This is a genomic window from Brevibacterium sp. GP-SGM9, assembly GCF_047300845.1.
GTDB lineage: Bacteria > Actinomycetota > Actinomycetes > Actinomycetales > Brevibacteriaceae > Brevibacterium.
The window spans coordinates 1,766,011-1,779,421 of the sequence record NZ_CP178563.1; the positions used below are offsets into that span (position 1 = coordinate 1,766,011).

General features: G+C 66.7%; 15 protein-coding genes. 5 read left to right on the forward strand and 10 right to left on the reverse strand.

The features are described 5' to 3' along the window. Nucleotides 1–11: 11 nt before the first annotated feature. On the reverse strand, nucleotides 12–1,166 hold the full coding sequence (locus ACH82I_RS08080; RefSeq protein WP_230748190.1) for an acyl-CoA dehydrogenase family protein: 1,155 nt from the start codon (nucleotides 1,164–1,166) through the stop codon (nucleotides 12–14). Beyond that, entirely contained in the window at nucleotides 1,163–2,035 is an 873-nt protein-coding gene (locus tag ACH82I_RS08085; RefSeq protein ID WP_230748191.1) for a CoA transferase, read from the reverse strand. The genes ACH82I_RS08080 and ACH82I_RS08085 overlap by 4 nt, the downstream gene beginning before the upstream one ends. A gap of 120 nt (nucleotides 2,036–2,155) precedes the next feature. Here ACH82I_RS08085 and ACH82I_RS08090 point away from each other — a divergent pair, with 120 nt between their 5' ends. From ACH82I_RS08090 to ACH82I_RS08100, 3 genes are all read left to right on the forward strand, one after another. Continuing rightward, nucleotides 2,156–2,800 (forward strand): TetR/AcrR family transcriptional regulator, encoded by a 645-nt coding sequence (locus tag ACH82I_RS08090; protein ID WP_230748193.1) that lies wholly within the window; start codon nucleotides 2,156–2,158, stop codon nucleotides 2,798–2,800. Next, nucleotides 2,797–3,450, forward strand: a complete 654-nt coding sequence (locus ACH82I_RS08095; RefSeq protein ID WP_230748195.1) for a histidine phosphatase family protein — start codon at nucleotides 2,797–2,799, stop codon at nucleotides 3,448–3,450. Before ACH82I_RS08090 ends, ACH82I_RS08095 begins: the two co-directional genes overlap by 4 nt. Before the next feature lie 120 nt (nucleotides 3,451–3,570). Continuing rightward, nucleotides 3,571–4,464 carry an oxidoreductase gene (locus tag ACH82I_RS08100; RefSeq protein WP_230748197.1) on the forward strand — a complete coding sequence of 298 codons (894 nt, stop codon included), beginning with the start codon at nucleotides 3,571–3,573 and terminating at the stop codon, nucleotides 4,462–4,464. 88 nt (nucleotides 4,465–4,552) lie between these two features. Here ACH82I_RS08100 and ACH82I_RS08105 read toward each other — a convergent pair whose 3' ends face one another. After that, nucleotides 4,553–5,014 carry a DUF2000 domain-containing protein gene (locus ACH82I_RS08105; RefSeq protein WP_230748200.1) on the reverse strand — a complete coding sequence of 154 codons (462 nt, stop codon included), beginning with the start codon at nucleotides 5,012–5,014 and terminating at the stop codon, nucleotides 4,553–4,555. A 48-nt stretch (nucleotides 5,015–5,062) separates the two neighbouring features. Here ACH82I_RS08105 and ACH82I_RS08110 point away from each other — a divergent pair, with 48 nt between their 5' ends. Beyond that, nucleotides 5,063–5,839: an AraC family transcriptional regulator gene (locus ACH82I_RS08110; RefSeq protein WP_413336575.1), complete on the forward strand. Its 777-nt coding sequence runs from the start codon at nucleotides 5,063–5,065 to the stop codon at nucleotides 5,837–5,839. Between the two features lie 24 nt (nucleotides 5,840–5,863). On the opposite strand, the gene ACH82I_RS08115 is transcribed toward ACH82I_RS08110, so the two are convergent. The 4 genes from ACH82I_RS08115 to ACH82I_RS08130 form a co-directional block, all read right to left on the reverse strand. Beyond that, complete coding sequence (locus ACH82I_RS08115; protein ID WP_413336576.1) at nucleotides 5,864–6,169, reverse strand: helix-turn-helix domain-containing protein; 306 nt, start codon at nucleotides 6,167–6,169, stop codon at nucleotides 5,864–5,866. Nucleotides 6,170–6,174: 5 nt separating this feature from the next. Next, nucleotides 6,175–6,525, reverse strand: coding sequence for a type II toxin-antitoxin system RelE/ParE family toxin (locus tag ACH82I_RS08120; protein ID WP_413336577.1), 351 nt, complete (start codon nucleotides 6,523–6,525; stop codon nucleotides 6,175–6,177). Nucleotides 6,526–6,665: 140 nt separating this feature from the next. Beyond that, nucleotides 6,666–8,957 (reverse strand): hypothetical protein, encoded by a 2,292-nt coding sequence (locus ACH82I_RS08125; protein ID WP_413336578.1) that lies wholly within the window; start codon nucleotides 8,955–8,957, stop codon nucleotides 6,666–6,668. A gap of 133 nt (nucleotides 8,958–9,090) precedes the next feature. Continuing rightward, nucleotides 9,091–9,792 carry a class I SAM-dependent methyltransferase gene (locus tag ACH82I_RS08130; protein WP_413336579.1) on the reverse strand — a complete coding sequence of 234 codons (702 nt, stop codon included), beginning with the start codon at nucleotides 9,790–9,792 and terminating at the stop codon, nucleotides 9,091–9,093. A 93-nt stretch (nucleotides 9,793–9,885) separates the two neighbouring features. On the opposite strand from ACH82I_RS08130, the gene ACH82I_RS08135 reads away from it, so the two are divergent. Beyond that, entirely contained in the window at nucleotides 9,886–10,515 is a 630-nt protein-coding gene (locus tag ACH82I_RS08135) for a helix-turn-helix domain-containing protein (protein WP_230748210.1), read from the forward strand. 7 nt (nucleotides 10,516–10,522) lie between these two features. Here ACH82I_RS08135 and ACH82I_RS08140 read toward each other — a convergent pair whose 3' ends face one another. The 3 genes from ACH82I_RS08140 to ACH82I_RS08150 all read right to left on the reverse strand — a co-directional run bounded on the left by ACH82I_RS08140 (nucleotide 10,523) and on the right by ACH82I_RS08150 (nucleotide 13,370). Beyond that, complete coding sequence (locus ACH82I_RS08140) at nucleotides 10,523–11,224, reverse strand: response regulator (RefSeq protein ID WP_413336580.1); 702 nt, start codon at nucleotides 11,222–11,224, stop codon at nucleotides 10,523–10,525. After that, complete coding sequence (locus tag ACH82I_RS08145) at nucleotides 11,214–12,884, reverse strand: ATP-binding protein (protein ID WP_413336581.1); 1,671 nt, start codon at nucleotides 12,882–12,884, stop codon at nucleotides 11,214–11,216. The genes ACH82I_RS08140 and ACH82I_RS08145 overlap by 11 nt, the downstream gene beginning before the upstream one ends. An 81-nt stretch (nucleotides 12,885–12,965) precedes the next feature. Continuing rightward, the gene (locus tag ACH82I_RS08150) at nucleotides 12,966–13,370 is read right to left on the reverse strand and encodes a DoxX family membrane protein (RefSeq protein WP_230748217.1); all 405 of its coding nucleotides are present in this window, start codon (nucleotides 13,368–13,370) and stop codon (nucleotides 12,966–12,968) included. Nucleotides 13,371–13,411: the final 41 nt, after the last annotated feature.

The following is a 13,411-nucleotide window of genomic DNA, read 5'->3' on the forward strand; positions in this document are numbered from 1 at the left end:
CACTGCGGCTGTCATAGCCCGCGAGCGATGAGCTCCTTCATGATCTCGTTCGTTCCGCCGTAGATCTTCTGCACGCGTGCATCGGCGTACATCCGGGCGATCGGGTATTCGAGCATGTACCCGTAGCCGCCGAAGATCTGCAGGCACCGGTCGACGACGTTGTTCTGCACGTCTGCGGCCCAGTACTTGCCGGCCGAGGCCTGCTCGGTCGAGAGTGATCCGGCGATGTGCTGGCTGGTCAGGTGGTCGACGAAGGTGCGGGCGGCGAACGCCTCGGTGGCGCATTCGGCGAGCACGAACTTCGTGTTCTGGAATTTCAGGATCGGCTGCCCGAAGGCCTCGCGTTCCTTCGCATAGCCGATCGCCTCCCGCACGGCACCCTCTGCGGTCGCCGCCGCGCCGACGGCGATCGCCAGCCGCTCCTGGGGCAGCTGCTGCATGAGCTGGACGAAGCCGCGCCCCTCTTCCCCGCCGAGGAGGTTGTCCACGGGAACGCGCATGTCCTCGAAGAACAGTTCCCGGGTGTCCTGTCCGTGTTGGCCGATCTTGTCGAGCAGCCGACCGCGGGAGAATCCGGGAAGGTCGTTCACCTCGGCGCCGATGAGCGAGAGTCCTTTGCCGCCGGGAGCCTCGCTGGTCCGGGCGACGATGACGACGATGTCGGCGTGGGAGCCGTTGGAGATGAAGGTCTTGGCCCCGTTGATCACAAAGTCCTGGCCGTCGCGGACCGCTCTGGTTGTGATGCCCTGGAGGTCGGAGCCGGTCCCGGGTTCGGTCATCGCGATCGCCGCGACGAGCTCACCGGTGGCCATGCCCGGCAGCCACCGACGTTTCTGCTCCTCGGTGCCGAAGGCGTTGATGTAGTGGGCGATGATCGTCGAATGCACGGCATTGGCCCAGGCGGAATCGCCGATGAAGCCCTGTTCCTGGAGGATGACGGCCTCGTGGGCGAAGGTTCCGCCGCCCCCTCCGTACTCTTCCGGGATGGAGATGCAGAGCAGCCCGGCATCTCCGGCCCGGTTCCAGAAATCTCGGTCGACCTGGTGCTCCTCAGCCCATCGTGCCTGGTGGGGAACGACCTCCTTGGCAAGGAAGCTGCGGGTGAGGTCGCGCAGGTCGTCGGTTTCCTGGGTCTCCCAAGTGCCTCGGTATCCGTCGAGGATCATGCTCGTTCTCCTGTGGGTTGGGTTCCGGCAGCGACGACCGCCTCGAACGGCAGGTCGTTCTCCGCGGCGAAACGCATCCATCTCTCGGTCGGTTCGCGTGCGAATTCCGCCTCGAGCGTGGCTTCGTCGGCGCCGAGGCGGGTGGCCAGCGCCTTCGCGAAGTGCGGTTCGAGGCAGGCGACGGCGAGGTGTCCGTCGGCGGTGGCGTAGGTGCGGTAGAACGGGGAACGCCCGCCGAGGTGGCCGCCCGGAGAGCTCAGCCCGTGCCGTGCCGGACCCGCCGCCCAGGCGGCCGAATCGTCGAGGACGACGCGCTTACGGATCCCGAGCGGGTCTGCGCTCTCGGTCTCCGCCAGGCTTTCGCGTTCCCGGAGTCCGGCGAGGGCGGCGGTGACAGCGCGCTCTCCGCCGAGGATGTCGGCGATCGGCACGGTGGGGTTGGTTCCGGGGATGAGGGTGCCGTGGGCGGCCTGGTAGGTGAGATCGTGCCCGGGGACTTCGGCGCGGTCACCGGCGAAGCCGAGGATCTCGACGTGGACGAGTCCGTGGTCGGCGACGAGCTCGGGGATTCCCAACCCGGCCGCGGCCTTCGGGCGCATGGCGGTGAGGAGGATGTCGGCGTCAGCGGCGAGCACCTCGAGTCTCGCGCGGGCTTGGCCGTCCTTGAGGTCGAGGGTGATGATCTCCTGTCCGCCGGTCAGCTCCCGGTAGTAGTCGGGGACAGCGTGGGCGAGGGGATCGCCTGTCGGGGGTTCGATCTTAATCACTCGCGCCCCGAGTTCCGCGAGTCGGGCCGCGGCCAGCGGTCCGGGCAGGTTGATGGCCAGGGAGATGACCGTGACATCGTCCAAGGGTGAGAATTCGTCCACTCCGACTCAGCTTCCTTCGCTTGCTTCGCCGCTTTTGAACGACCGTATAAGATATTGAAAGATTGTTCAATGGTGGTCATGGAAGAATCTGTCATGGCACAGTTGGATGGAGTGGGGGCGATGACCGAGAGCAGCAGCGCCGAGGATCTCGAGGCGGCCGGTGAGACCGCGGACCTCACGAGTCGTGCGCGGATCCGCAACGCCGCCCTCCACCAGTTCGCCACTCGTGGATTCGCGGGCACGCCTCTGCGGGCCATCACCGCCGAGGCGGGAGTGGCCATCGGCCTCATCTCGCATCACTTCGGCTCGAAGGAGGGGGCTCGGGACGCGGTCGAGCAGTGGATCGTCGGGCTCTTCGCAGCGGCCCTCGGCCTGGCCGATCGAGAATCCGAGGAATCGGTCGCCGATGCCGGTGCCCGAGATGCGGCGGTGGCACGGATGCTTGGGGACAATCCGCTCGTCATCGACTATCTGCGTCGCGAAGTCCTCGAACAGCCCGAGGACGGCGGACTCATCACTCGCCTCTCGGCACTGACCGTCGAGAGCGTCGACGCGATGCGAGCCGCCGGTCACGCTTCGACCGATCGCGATCGTGTCGAGCAGGTGCTCACGGTGATGGTCCGTCAGCTCGGCAGGCTGGTCCTGCAGCCGCTGCTCCACCAGGTCGCCGCCGCGTTCCCCGCAGGCGAACGACCCACCAGCCTCCCCGAACTCACCGTCGAGGTGAGACGACCGGAGGCGCGAAGAGACGAAAGAGACTCATGAGCATCATCTATCTGGTTCGACACGGTCAGGCGTCGTTCGGCACCGATGACTACGACCACCTGTCCGAGCTCGGCAGGGAGCAGAGCTGCATCACGGGCGGCCACCTCGTCGCGCAGGAAGTCACGCCGACGCACATCATTCACGGTGAGATGCTCCGCCAGCGTCAGACCGCCGAAGGGATCCAAACTGGACTCGGAACCGAACTCACGCCGCAGATCGGCACCGGCTGGAATGAGTACCAGGCCTGGGAGCTCACCGGCGCGCTCACTGACCCCGATCCACGTGCACAACATGATTCGAAGGTCTTCCAGGCCGAGCTCGAACGCGGGGCCGCCCGTTGGGCCAGCGGGGATCATGACAGCGACTACTCGGAGACGTTCGCAGAGTTCACCTCTCGCGTCGACCGGGCCCTCGATGAGGCGTGTGCGGCGATGAGCTCAGGCGAGTCGACGATCGTCGTCTCCAGCGCCGGAGCCATCGCCTGGACTGCGGCCAGACTGCTCGGCGGCGGCTTCGACCAATGGATGGCGTTCAACCGAGTCACCGTCAACACCGGGATCACACGCATCATCACCGGTCGCAACGGGATCAGCCTCGTCTCCTTCAACGAGCACGGCCACCTGCCGCCCTCCGCGATCACGTACAGGTGACGCAGACCCCGGCGATTAGCCGGTGCAGCGGCCACACCGCCGCACCGGCCTGCCGAAGCTCTGTGTCATCACGCCGGACCCGGCCTTGCTCGATCGGACTGCACTGCGTAACCTCAGGCCATGGTGAAGTATCGATGGACAGCGGCTGACATGCTTGCGATGGACGGCCGCACGGTGGTCGTCACCGGGGCCAGCAGCGGGGTCGGAGCCGCCACCGCGACGGCCTTCTCGCGGGCCGGAGCCCACGTCGTCATGGCCGTCCGCGACGTACAGCGCGGACAGGACGCCGCCCGCTCCATGGGTGGGAGCACAGAGGTTCGAGAACTCGACCTCGCCGACCTGTCCTCGGTCCGGGCTTTCGCCGATTCGTGGAGCGGACCCCTCGACATCCTCGTCAACAATGCGGGAGTCGCCGGACACCGAGGTGCTCAGACCGCGGATGGCTTCGACCTGCAGTTCGGCACGAACCACCTCGGCCACTTCGCCCTGACCAACCTTCTCCTGCCGCACATCACCGACCGGGTGGTGACCGTGGCCTCGGGTGCGCACAAGGCGGGTGAGATCCATTTCGAGGATCTCCACCTGCGCGGACGCAAATACGGTTTCGCGGAATCCTACGGCCAGTCCAAGCTGGCGAACCTGCTGTTCACCCTCGAACTCGACCGCCGTCTGCGGCAGGCCGACTCCCGCATTCTCTCTCTGGCCGCACATCCGGGCTATTCGGCGACGAACCTCGGCACCCGAGGCCAGCCCAAGGCCCTTGTCGCCGCAGCGAATTTCGCCGGCAGGCTGTTCGCCCAAAGCAGCGAGCACGGAGCACTGCCGTCACTGTTCGCGGCGACCCACGACCTGCCCGGGGCGAGCTACGTCGGCCCGGACGGTCGCGGCGAGCTGCGCGGCTCCCCCACCCTGGTGGGACGGTCGGCGAAGGCCAGCGACCCGGCTGCGGCACGCCGACTGTGGGAGATCTCCGAACGACTCACCGACGTCCGATTCGGCCTCGCAACGGATTGATCGTCCGCCACAGCCCGGAATAGCCCGGCGGCCGGAACCGCCCCACTGCCGGAACCCCTCCACTGCCGACACCGCTCCGCGCAGCCACTCACTCGTGCATCCGCGCTCCCTTGACCACCCGGTCGACGGCGTTCTTCGGTCCTCTCAGGGCAATCCCCACAAGGTTGAGTTCGTCCGCGGGCACGGCTGCCACCGCGGCACGGTTGGCCGCATCGTGCCCCGTGGAGAACAGCTCCTCCGTGTAGATCGCCACGGACATTCCCCGCCCCAGCGCCTTCTCACGGGCCTTCGCGAGCACCTCGGCGCCGCCGGTCATGACGAGCACCGGCTGACGCAGCATCGGCAGGTAGTTCTGCCCGTCGGCGTCGCGGTAGTCCTCCCCCACCAGGCCCGCCTCGCTGGTGGCGATACCAGACATGAGGAAGGCGGTGACGTTGAGCTCCTGCCAGGGCTTGAGGTCCTCGCGGAGGACGACGACGACCTTCGTATCGAAGCGGACCGGAGCCGCAGGCTCGGTTGGGGACGGTGATTCAGATGTGTTCTCGTGCATGCCTCCACTTTGCTTCCCGAGCGAGTAAGAGTCTTGTACGTTTGTGACATGGCTGATGTGATCCACGCATGGCACCCGGAGGTGCCACTGATCCAGGAGGTCCTCCACGCTCGGTTCGAGCATCATGCCTACCCGTCTCATACGCATGATTCGTGGACGGTCCTGCTCGTCGATCAGGGCACGGTGACCTACGATCTGGACCGGCATGAGCATCAGACTTCGAATTCGGCGGTGACGCTGCTGCCGCCGCAGGTGCCCCATGACGGCCGCTCGGCGACTCCGGATGTGCCGTTTCGCAAACGCGTGCTCTACCTCGAGCCCGAGTGGCTGCCCGACACCGCTGTCGATGCCGCCGCGGAGTCTCCCACGCTCTTTGACCCCGGAGTCACCACGGCCGTCGACCGGATCCACGCTGCACTCAATGACCCGGCCGACGTCCTCGCCGCCGAATGCGGCGTCCTGGCTCTGCGCGATCTCGTGCAGCCGCATCTGAAGTCACCCGTCGAAACCGCGACCGACAGGCCGCTCGCCCGCTGCCTCCGACAGCTGCTCGATGATCGTCTGGACGAAACCGTCACCATCGCCGAGGCCGCCGCAGAGTTGGGTGCCCACTGCAGCCACCTGGTCCGGGTCTTCACCCAGACCTACGGGATCGCGCCACATCAGTACGTCATCGGCCGCCGGGTCGACCGTGCCCGGCGCCTGCTCCTGTCGAGCCACTCCCCCGCCGAGGCGGCCGCCCGGTCAGGCTTCCACGATCAGGCCCATCTCACCCGGCATTTCCGCCGGACCCTGGGCACGACCCCCGGAGTCTTCGCGGCCTGAAGCGAATGCCGGAGCAGAGGTCCGTTAGGCCACCTGAACTCGCGCATCGGCTGTCACGTACTCAAGCGCGAGTCCTCCGCCGACGGCTTCCAGATATCCGCGAATCGTTCCGACTTTCGAGTTGTCGAGATCTCCGTGCTCGATCTTAGAGATCTGACGTTGCGATACACCGATTCGCTCTGCAAGCTCCTGCTGAGTCAGCCCCGCATTCTCACGCAGCTCCCGAAGGCGATAAGCCCGTACTTCAGCGAGCATGCGCTCTTTATGCGCCGCGACTTTCTCGCGGTTCACCGGATGATCCGCGAGGAACTCGTCCAAATCCATAGCCATGCCGTCTACTCCTCTCTCAGCCTCAGCAGATGGTCATCAAACAGATCGTCTGCGATTGGAATGTTCTGGCGATACCAGCGTTTCCAATTTCCAGATTTGTCCCCCGCTACCAGCAAGATTGCCTTTCGTGCAGGATCGAAAGCGAACAAAACTCTCAGTTCAGTCTGTCCTGATGAACCAGGCCGCAACTCCTTCATATTCTTATGCCGAGAAGCGACAATTGTGTCTACCAACGGCCGCCCAAGATGGGGACCGTTGTCCCGCAACAACTCCAACTCGGCAACTACCTGATCACGCGAATCGTCATCAATAGTGACCAGCCATTCCGCGATCAGCTCGACGTCTAAGCCCCACACGGTTCAATCATAGAACCTGCAGGTTCTAGATTCAACGGACAGTTTCCCCGCCGAGTCAGGCTTCCATGACCAGTCCCATCTCACCCGGCATTTCCGCCGGACCCTGGGCACGACCCCCCGGAGTCTTCGCGGCCTGAGACTCAGAGGTACCCGTTGCGGTGACCGTAGGCGACGGCCTCGTCCCGGCTGCGGACGCCGAGCTTCTTGTACAGGGCGGAGAGTCGGTTCTTCAGCGACCCGGTCACGATCGCGTAGTCGCTGGCGATCCGCGGGATCGACTTATCCGAGTCGATGGCGACGAGCAGAGACAGCTCCGCGGAGCTCAGCTCCGGCACGGCCGCCGTCGTCACCGGCAGGGTCTCGGGGAGGTCGAGCAGTCGCTGCTGCAATTCCGCGGCGCTGATCTCCGGATGGCTGAAGGTCGCGGCCAGGGCGGTCCAGGCGACGGCGTCCGCGGTCTGAGCGATCAGGTCGATCCGCGCCTGCCTGGACAGTTGAGTCAGCGGTGTCACCGTCGAGGCGATCGTGCAGTAGTCGAGGACATGGCCGAAGAGCTCGACCGCCTCGGCGCCGCGCCCCTCCTGATGGAGGACGGTGGTGCGCAGGGCCGCGGCCGAAGCCTTGAGCCTCGGCCCCTCACCACCGGAGAGCACCGGACCGGTGTGATTCCACAGCTGCGCCCGGCGTCCGAACATCAGGCCTTGGCGCGCACTCGTCAGAGCGTATCCGGGACTCGAGGGGTTCATGCTCGCCACCAGTTCCTGCAGCAGCTTCGCCTCCCCGGCCGCGAGGAAGACGAAACCGACGAGGTTGACGATTCCCGAGAACGGGGTGGTCGAAGGATTGGTCACCGGAACCATCAGCTGGATGGCGTTCTCTGTGAGCTCCTTGGCCGCGATCGAGGACCGCCCGACGTAGACGTTGCAGAGGCTTTCGGCCAAGGCCGGAAGCGCGCCGAGGTGGGGCACCGGTCCGAGACTCCGCAGCTTCCCCAGTGCCCGTTCGGCAGCCGCCAGATCAAGACGATCGAGGCTGCGCAGCGCCGCGATGACCTGTGCCTTGGGCTCATCGGGCAGCACGTCCATTCCGAACGAGTCCGCCTGCTCCCGCGCGAGCGCAAAGGACCGATCGACCTCGGCGCCGCGACCGTGGCCGACACCGGCCAGAGCGGTCTCCAGCTGGGCCTCGAGCATCGGATGCCAGGAGTTCGGCGTATAGGTCTCCGAGTACTGGACCACTCGCTGCAGGATCTGCAGCGCCTCGGGGAACCGTCCGGCGGTCACGAGGTTGTGTCCGTGTTCGAGGTTGAGCTCGGCCTGGATCATCTGCGAAATGCCGGGTGCCTGCCCGGCGCGCTCGCGCAGGTGTTCCCGCCCGGTGCCGATGACAGTCAGCGCGGCCTCGACGTCACCGCCGACGCGCAGCTCCCTGGCCTCGAGCGTGGTCAGAACGGCCACCTCGTCGGCGGTGAGATCCGCGGCATCACGGCCGGTGATCGAGGCACGGATGCCGGGGAGCACCAAGCGATCGAAGTCGGTACGCGGGAGCACTCGTACACCCTCGTCCGTGCCGAGACGGCGACGCGTCGAGTCGACGAGGCGGGCCGCACTCCTGGCAAGCGCAAGGATCGGGCGACGGGAGATGACCTCCTCGGGGACCGCAAGATACGCGTCGACGGCCGTGTCCACCTCACCGAAGATGTTGAGTGAACGGCGGGTCCACAGCTGCTCGAGCAGATCCCAGTTCTCGATGTCGACGATGAGGGCGAGCGCCTCGTCGAGGCCGGGTCCCCCTTCGGCCCTGAGCCGACCATGCAGATTCTCCAGGGACAGAGCGAAGGCCTGGCGGGGCGAACGCCACCGCGGATGCTCGGAAGGAATCACGACCCGGCGCATCAGGGCTCGGATCAGCGGCGGAACGGAGAAGACCTCCTCGTCTCCGTGCTCGATGCGCAGCAGACCCGCCGCGACCAGGCGCGAGATGAGCTCCCGGGTCGGCGTCTCACCGGCGGCGTCCGCCTCGGCGAGGGTGAGAGCGGAGTGGATGAGGTCCACCAGCGTCGAGGTGATCCTGCGCGGCCAGGAGAACAGCAGGAGCAGGTAGATGTCTGCAGGCAGCTCGGCATCGCCGCTGCGATGAGGGGTGAGCTCGGGTGGCAGCAGCGCATCGACGCGCGGCGCATCGATGTCGGAGAGCCTGATCCCTGCGCGTTCGGCCGCGCCGAGCAGCGCCCGGGCGATCTTCACCCGCCCGGCACTGCAGGAGAAGAGGTTCTCCCGTTCGGTCTCGGTCAGGGCACGGCCGGGGTCGATCACCTCGGCGAATTGGTCGAGGGTCCTGGCTCGTGGTCCGAACTCCGCCTCGAAGGCGGTGTCGCTGTCGGGAGCCGTGTCGACGATGTCGACGGTCGTTTCAGGGTCGCTGGAGAGCAAAAGGGCGTCTTCTCTGTGATGACGGCCGAAGCCGTGGCAGTGGGTGGCTGCCGAAATGAGGGGTATGTGCAGTTCTGGGAGTCAGGTATAGCACAGGAATCTTGGCAGCGTTCCAAGACTCGCCCCAGAGAGCTCACCGGCGTCTGAGCAGCACCACTCCGTCCTTGACCGTGGCCGTCTCGATGCCGTCGGGTCCAGTGGCCTCGCGAGGACGGGATTCCGCGGTCATGAGCTCCCACTCGGAGTCGTCGAGGTCGAGCTCGACGACCTCGGCGGTCGGTGAGAGGAGATCGCTGTGATGCTCGCCGAGGTCGAAGTCGCGCGGGTCGTCGATCCCGTGATGGCGCGGCGCCCAAGGCGGGATGTCGGCGGGATCGTCGAAGACATGGGTGACGAGGAGGAGATGCCCGCCCGGACGGATGCGACCCGCCACGCGGCGGAGGATCTCGGTGCGCGGGAGTTCAACGGTCGAATGGAAGAACGAGGCGGTGACGAGGTCGAACGTCTCCTCCGTCGTCCACTCGCCGAGGTCGTGGCTGATCCAGGTGATCGCGTCGCCGACTCCGGCGGCCCGGGCGCCCTCGGCGCCGCGTGCGGTGGCCGTAGCGGAGATGTCGACGGCAGTGACCTGCCACCCCTGCTGTGCCAGCCAGACCGCGTCCCCGCCCTCGCCGCAGCCGAGTTCGAGGGCCCTGCCTGGGCGCACGGGCAGCTCGGTGACCACCTCGGCCATGGTGGGGTTGACCCGGCCGGACCATCGTCGGTGGCTGTCGGAGTACTGGTCCTCCCAGTACTGCTGTGGGGATTCCTCGTGTGCTGATTGCTGTTCGCTCATGACTCCATCATCCCCACTCGACTTGCGCATGCGCAAACATTCTTGCAGAATCGGCAAAACACCGGCACACAAGAGACAAGTGGGAGGACTCCGATGGTCGAGGAACTCAAGCACATCGGCACGCGACTGCGGGCGCTGCGCAACAGTCGCGGGTGGACACTCGAGGATCTGGCCGCTCGGGCGCAGATGTCGACGAGCACGCTCTCCCGCCTGGAGTCGGGGAAGCGGCAGGCCAGCCTCGAACTCCTCGTCCCGCTCACCCGACAGCTGGGCATCAGCCTCGACAGTCTCATCACGCCGACCGCACGCGATCCGAGGGTTCGCCGCAGTCCCGTCCACAGGAACGGGATGGTCATCGCGCCGCTGGCCCCGGAGGGCGCCCCCATCGCGACGTATAAGATCACCTACCCGCCAGTGGACACGCTCCCGGAGCCGAAGATCCACGACGGTTATGAATGGCTCTATGTGCTCACGGGGAAGGTGCGACTGATCCTCGGCGATCAGGACCTCGTGCTCTCACGCGGCGAAGCCGCCGAGTTCGACACCCGCGTCCCCCACAGCATCTGCGCGGCGGGCAAACGCTCGGCTCAGGTGCTGAGCATCTTCAACAACGACGGGGTGCGCATGCACACCCACACCGCCGGTACGGAGATCGCCGCATCCGACGCAACCGACACCAACGCTGCCGGCACAGAGCCTTCCAACACCGACCCCGCGGACTGAGTGCCGCTCACACCCAACGGTATTCGTACTCCGGGCGTCCCGGGGTGCCGTGCCGCGGCTGCTTGGCCGCCTGCTTCGTCGCCACCAGGTGCTCGAGGTAACGGCGCACGGTCACCCGTGAAAGCTCCAGACGCGTCCCGACCTCTGTGGCCGAGACCGGCGTCTCCGAGTCGCGCACCACCGCCGAGACCGTCTCAAGGGTCTCAGCGATCAGGCCCTTGGGCAGCGGGGTCGCCGAGACCGAGCGCAGGGCGCTGAGCGCATTGTCGACCGAGGCCTGCGTCGCCAGCGCTCCCCCACCGGTCAGGCCCTGCCGGAACTCCCGCTGGTTCTCCAGCTTCTCCCGGAACGCGGCGAAGGCGAAGGGTTTGATGAGGTACTGGGTGATGCCTGTGGAGATCGCGGACCTGATCACCTGCAGGTGCCGCACCGCGGTGATCGCGATGATGTCGGCATCGTGATTGCGGGCGCCCAGCTTCTTCGCCACTTCGAGGCCGTGGGAATCGGTGAGATTCATATCCAGCAGCACGATGTCGACCGGCGTCCCGGCCGCGGCGAGCTCATCGAAGCGGGTCAGGGCCTCACCGCCGCTCAGGCACACCGCGGCCACCGAGAAGCCGGGCACCCGCCGGACGAAGTCCGCATGCGCCTCGGCCGTCAGCGGGTCGTCCTCGACGATGAGGACCCGCAGTTCGCGGTCATCTGCCACCGCCGTCACCGTCCTCTCCGTCGTTCACATCGCCATCCTCGCCGCAGAAGCGCTCCGCCCTCAACGGCAGTGTCACCGTGAAGATCGCGCCCCCATCAGATTCGACCCCGAGATGGCCCCTGAGGCGCGTCACCGCCTGCCGGACGAGGACGAGGCCGAATCCGCGGCCGGCGAGCCCGTCGTCTGCCGTCTTCGCAGAGGCGCCGAGGTGGAAGATCGCGTCGATGTCGGCCTCCCCGACTCCCGGTCCGGAATCGGCGATGGTGATGATGAGTTCGCCATCGACGGCGAGGAAGTCCGCCCACACGTGCCGTTCGTCCGAGTCGGCGGCGGCGTCGAAGGCATTGTCGAGGAGGTTCCCGGCCACGGTGACGAGATCTCTGGCGTCGAGGCTGCCCGGGGGCAGTTCACCGTTGGCGGTGACGGTGAGTTCGATGCCGCGTTCGTTGGCCTGGGCGGCCTTGCCGATCATCAGCGCCGTGATGAAGGGTTCGTCCAGTGAATCGACGAAGGAGTCCGTCAGTCGCTGCGATTCCTGCCGGTCGCGGACCGCGAAGTCGAGGGCCTCCTGGCTGCGTCCGAGCTCGATGAGCGTGGACACGGTGTGGAGTCGGTTGGCATGTTCGTGGGTTTGAGCCCGCAGCGCCTCGGACAGGGTGGTCATCGTGGCGAGCTCCCCGGTGAGCTCCTGGATGTCGGTGCGATCGCGCAGAGTCACGACGGTGCCCTGTCCGCCATCGTCGCGCGGACGGCGACCGCCGCCGGGTCCGCGGTCCCCGCCCTCGGGTTGGCTCGCCTGCTTCTGACTGACCACGAGCACCCGCTCCCGGGTCAGGTGGATCTCATCGACGGCCACCCGGCCCGAGTCGAGGAGGTCACGCACGGATTCCGGGAGGGCCACCTCGGCGAGGGGAACGGGGTCATGATCTCCGGGATCGGGCAGACCCAGCAGGGACGCGGCCTCGTCGTTGTAGAGGACGAGCCGCCGGTCCTCGTCGACGAGGATGAGGCCTTCGCGCACCGAATGCAGGGCGGAGTCGTAGAAGGCGAAGAGGCTCTTGAGCTGTTCGGGACCGTACCCCAAAGTCACCCGTCGCAGATACCGGCTGAGGATCCAGGCCCCCAGCCCGCCGAGGGCGATGGCGGCGAGGCCGACGATGATGATCTGCGGCAGGGAGGCCGCCTGGGCAACGGACAGCGATTCGAGGGTGACCCCGACGGCGACCATCGCGGTGACCTCGCCGGTCTCGTCGAAGACGGGCACGATCGCGCGCACCGAGGGCCCGAGCGTGCCTTCGTATTCCTCGACGTGGCTGTGCCCGTTCAGGGCGGCGCCGATGCTGCCGATGTAGGGCTGGCCGAGCTGGGAGGGGTCCGGGTGGGTGTAGCGGGTGCGGTCGCGGTCCATGATCGTCACGAAGTCGACATCGGCGGTCGCGATGACGGTGAGCGCATAGGGCTGAAGCTGCGCTGAGGCGTCCGACTCGTCGACCGAGGAGACCACGAAGGGGTCGTGGGCGAGGGTCTCGGCGATGGAGAGCACCCGATCGGCCGTCGCAGTGCGCTCCTGGTCGAAGGTGCGCACGTAGCTCATGATCGACAGGGCGAGGCAGACGATGACGATGAGCACGAGCTGGAACAGGAACAGCTGCGTGGCCAAGGGGCCGCCTCGGCGCCGGTGTCTGACCCGGCCTGACAGGCCCCTACCCTCCTGAATGCTGTGCCGGACCACCCGGACGGGTCACTTCTTCGACCCGCCGAGCACGAGGGCCGCGCCGATGGCGAGCAGCCAGGTGTCCTTGGCCACGGCGGTGCCGTCCTGGGAGGGGCGGATGCCGTCGTCCTCGGTCATCGAATCGATCGAAAAGTAGTTGGCCACCAGCCCCGAGGCGAAGGTGGCCAGTGCCGCTCCGGCGACGCGGGTGGGCACGAAGGGCAGGAGCAGCGCGGTGCCGACGGCGATCTCGCCGTAGGAGAGGAACTTCCCGAACTGCTCGGGCGTCATGTTCTCTACGATCGGAACTCCGTTGGCGGCCATCTCCTGCAGGCCTTTGGCGGTGTCGGCGTCCATGCCGAGCTTGCCGATTCCGGAGTTGAGGATGAAGGCACCGGGAACGGCGCGCAGAAGTGCTGTGCTGAGACTCATGTCCTACCTCTTCGTATGCGGTTGACGTCCACCTTAAGACT

What these genes read in the sequence shown, in the direction of transcription:
- ACH82I_RS08080 (WP_230748190.1), bottom strand. Translation starts at nt 1,166, where the DNA reads ATGATCCTCGACGGATACCGAGGCACTTGGGAGACCCAGGAAACCGAC.
- ACH82I_RS08110 (WP_413336575.1), top strand. Translation starts at nt 5,063, where the DNA reads ATGGCTGATGTGATCCACGCATGGCACCCGGAGGTGCCACTGATCCAG.
- ACH82I_RS08150 (WP_230748217.1), bottom strand. Translation starts at nt 13,370, where the DNA reads ATGAGTCTCAGCACAGCACTTCTGCGCGCCGTTCCCGGTGCCTTCATC.
- ACH82I_RS08095 (WP_230748195.1), top strand. Translation starts at nt 2,797, where the DNA reads ATGAGCATCATCTATCTGGTTCGACACGGTCAGGCGTCGTTCGGCACC.
- ACH82I_RS08105 (WP_230748200.1), bottom strand. Translation starts at nt 5,014, where the DNA reads ATGCACGAGAACACATCTGAATCACCGTCCCCAACCGAGCCTGCGGCT.
- ACH82I_RS08115 (WP_413336576.1), bottom strand. Translation starts at nt 6,169, where the DNA reads ATGGCTATGGATTTGGACGAGTTCCTCGCGGATCATCCGGTGAACCGC.
- ACH82I_RS08090 (WP_230748193.1), top strand. Translation starts at nt 2,156, where the DNA reads ATGACCGAGAGCAGCAGCGCCGAGGATCTCGAGGCGGCCGGTGAGACC.
- ACH82I_RS08135 (WP_230748210.1), top strand. Translation starts at nt 9,886, where the DNA reads ATGGTCGAGGAACTCAAGCACATCGGCACGCGACTGCGGGCGCTGCGC.
- ACH82I_RS08100 (WP_230748197.1), top strand. Translation starts at nt 3,571, where the DNA reads ATGGTGAAGTATCGATGGACAGCGGCTGACATGCTTGCGATGGACGGC.
- ACH82I_RS08130 (WP_413336579.1), bottom strand. Translation starts at nt 9,792, where the DNA reads ATGAGCGAACAGCAATCAGCACACGAGGAATCCCCACAGCAGTACTGG.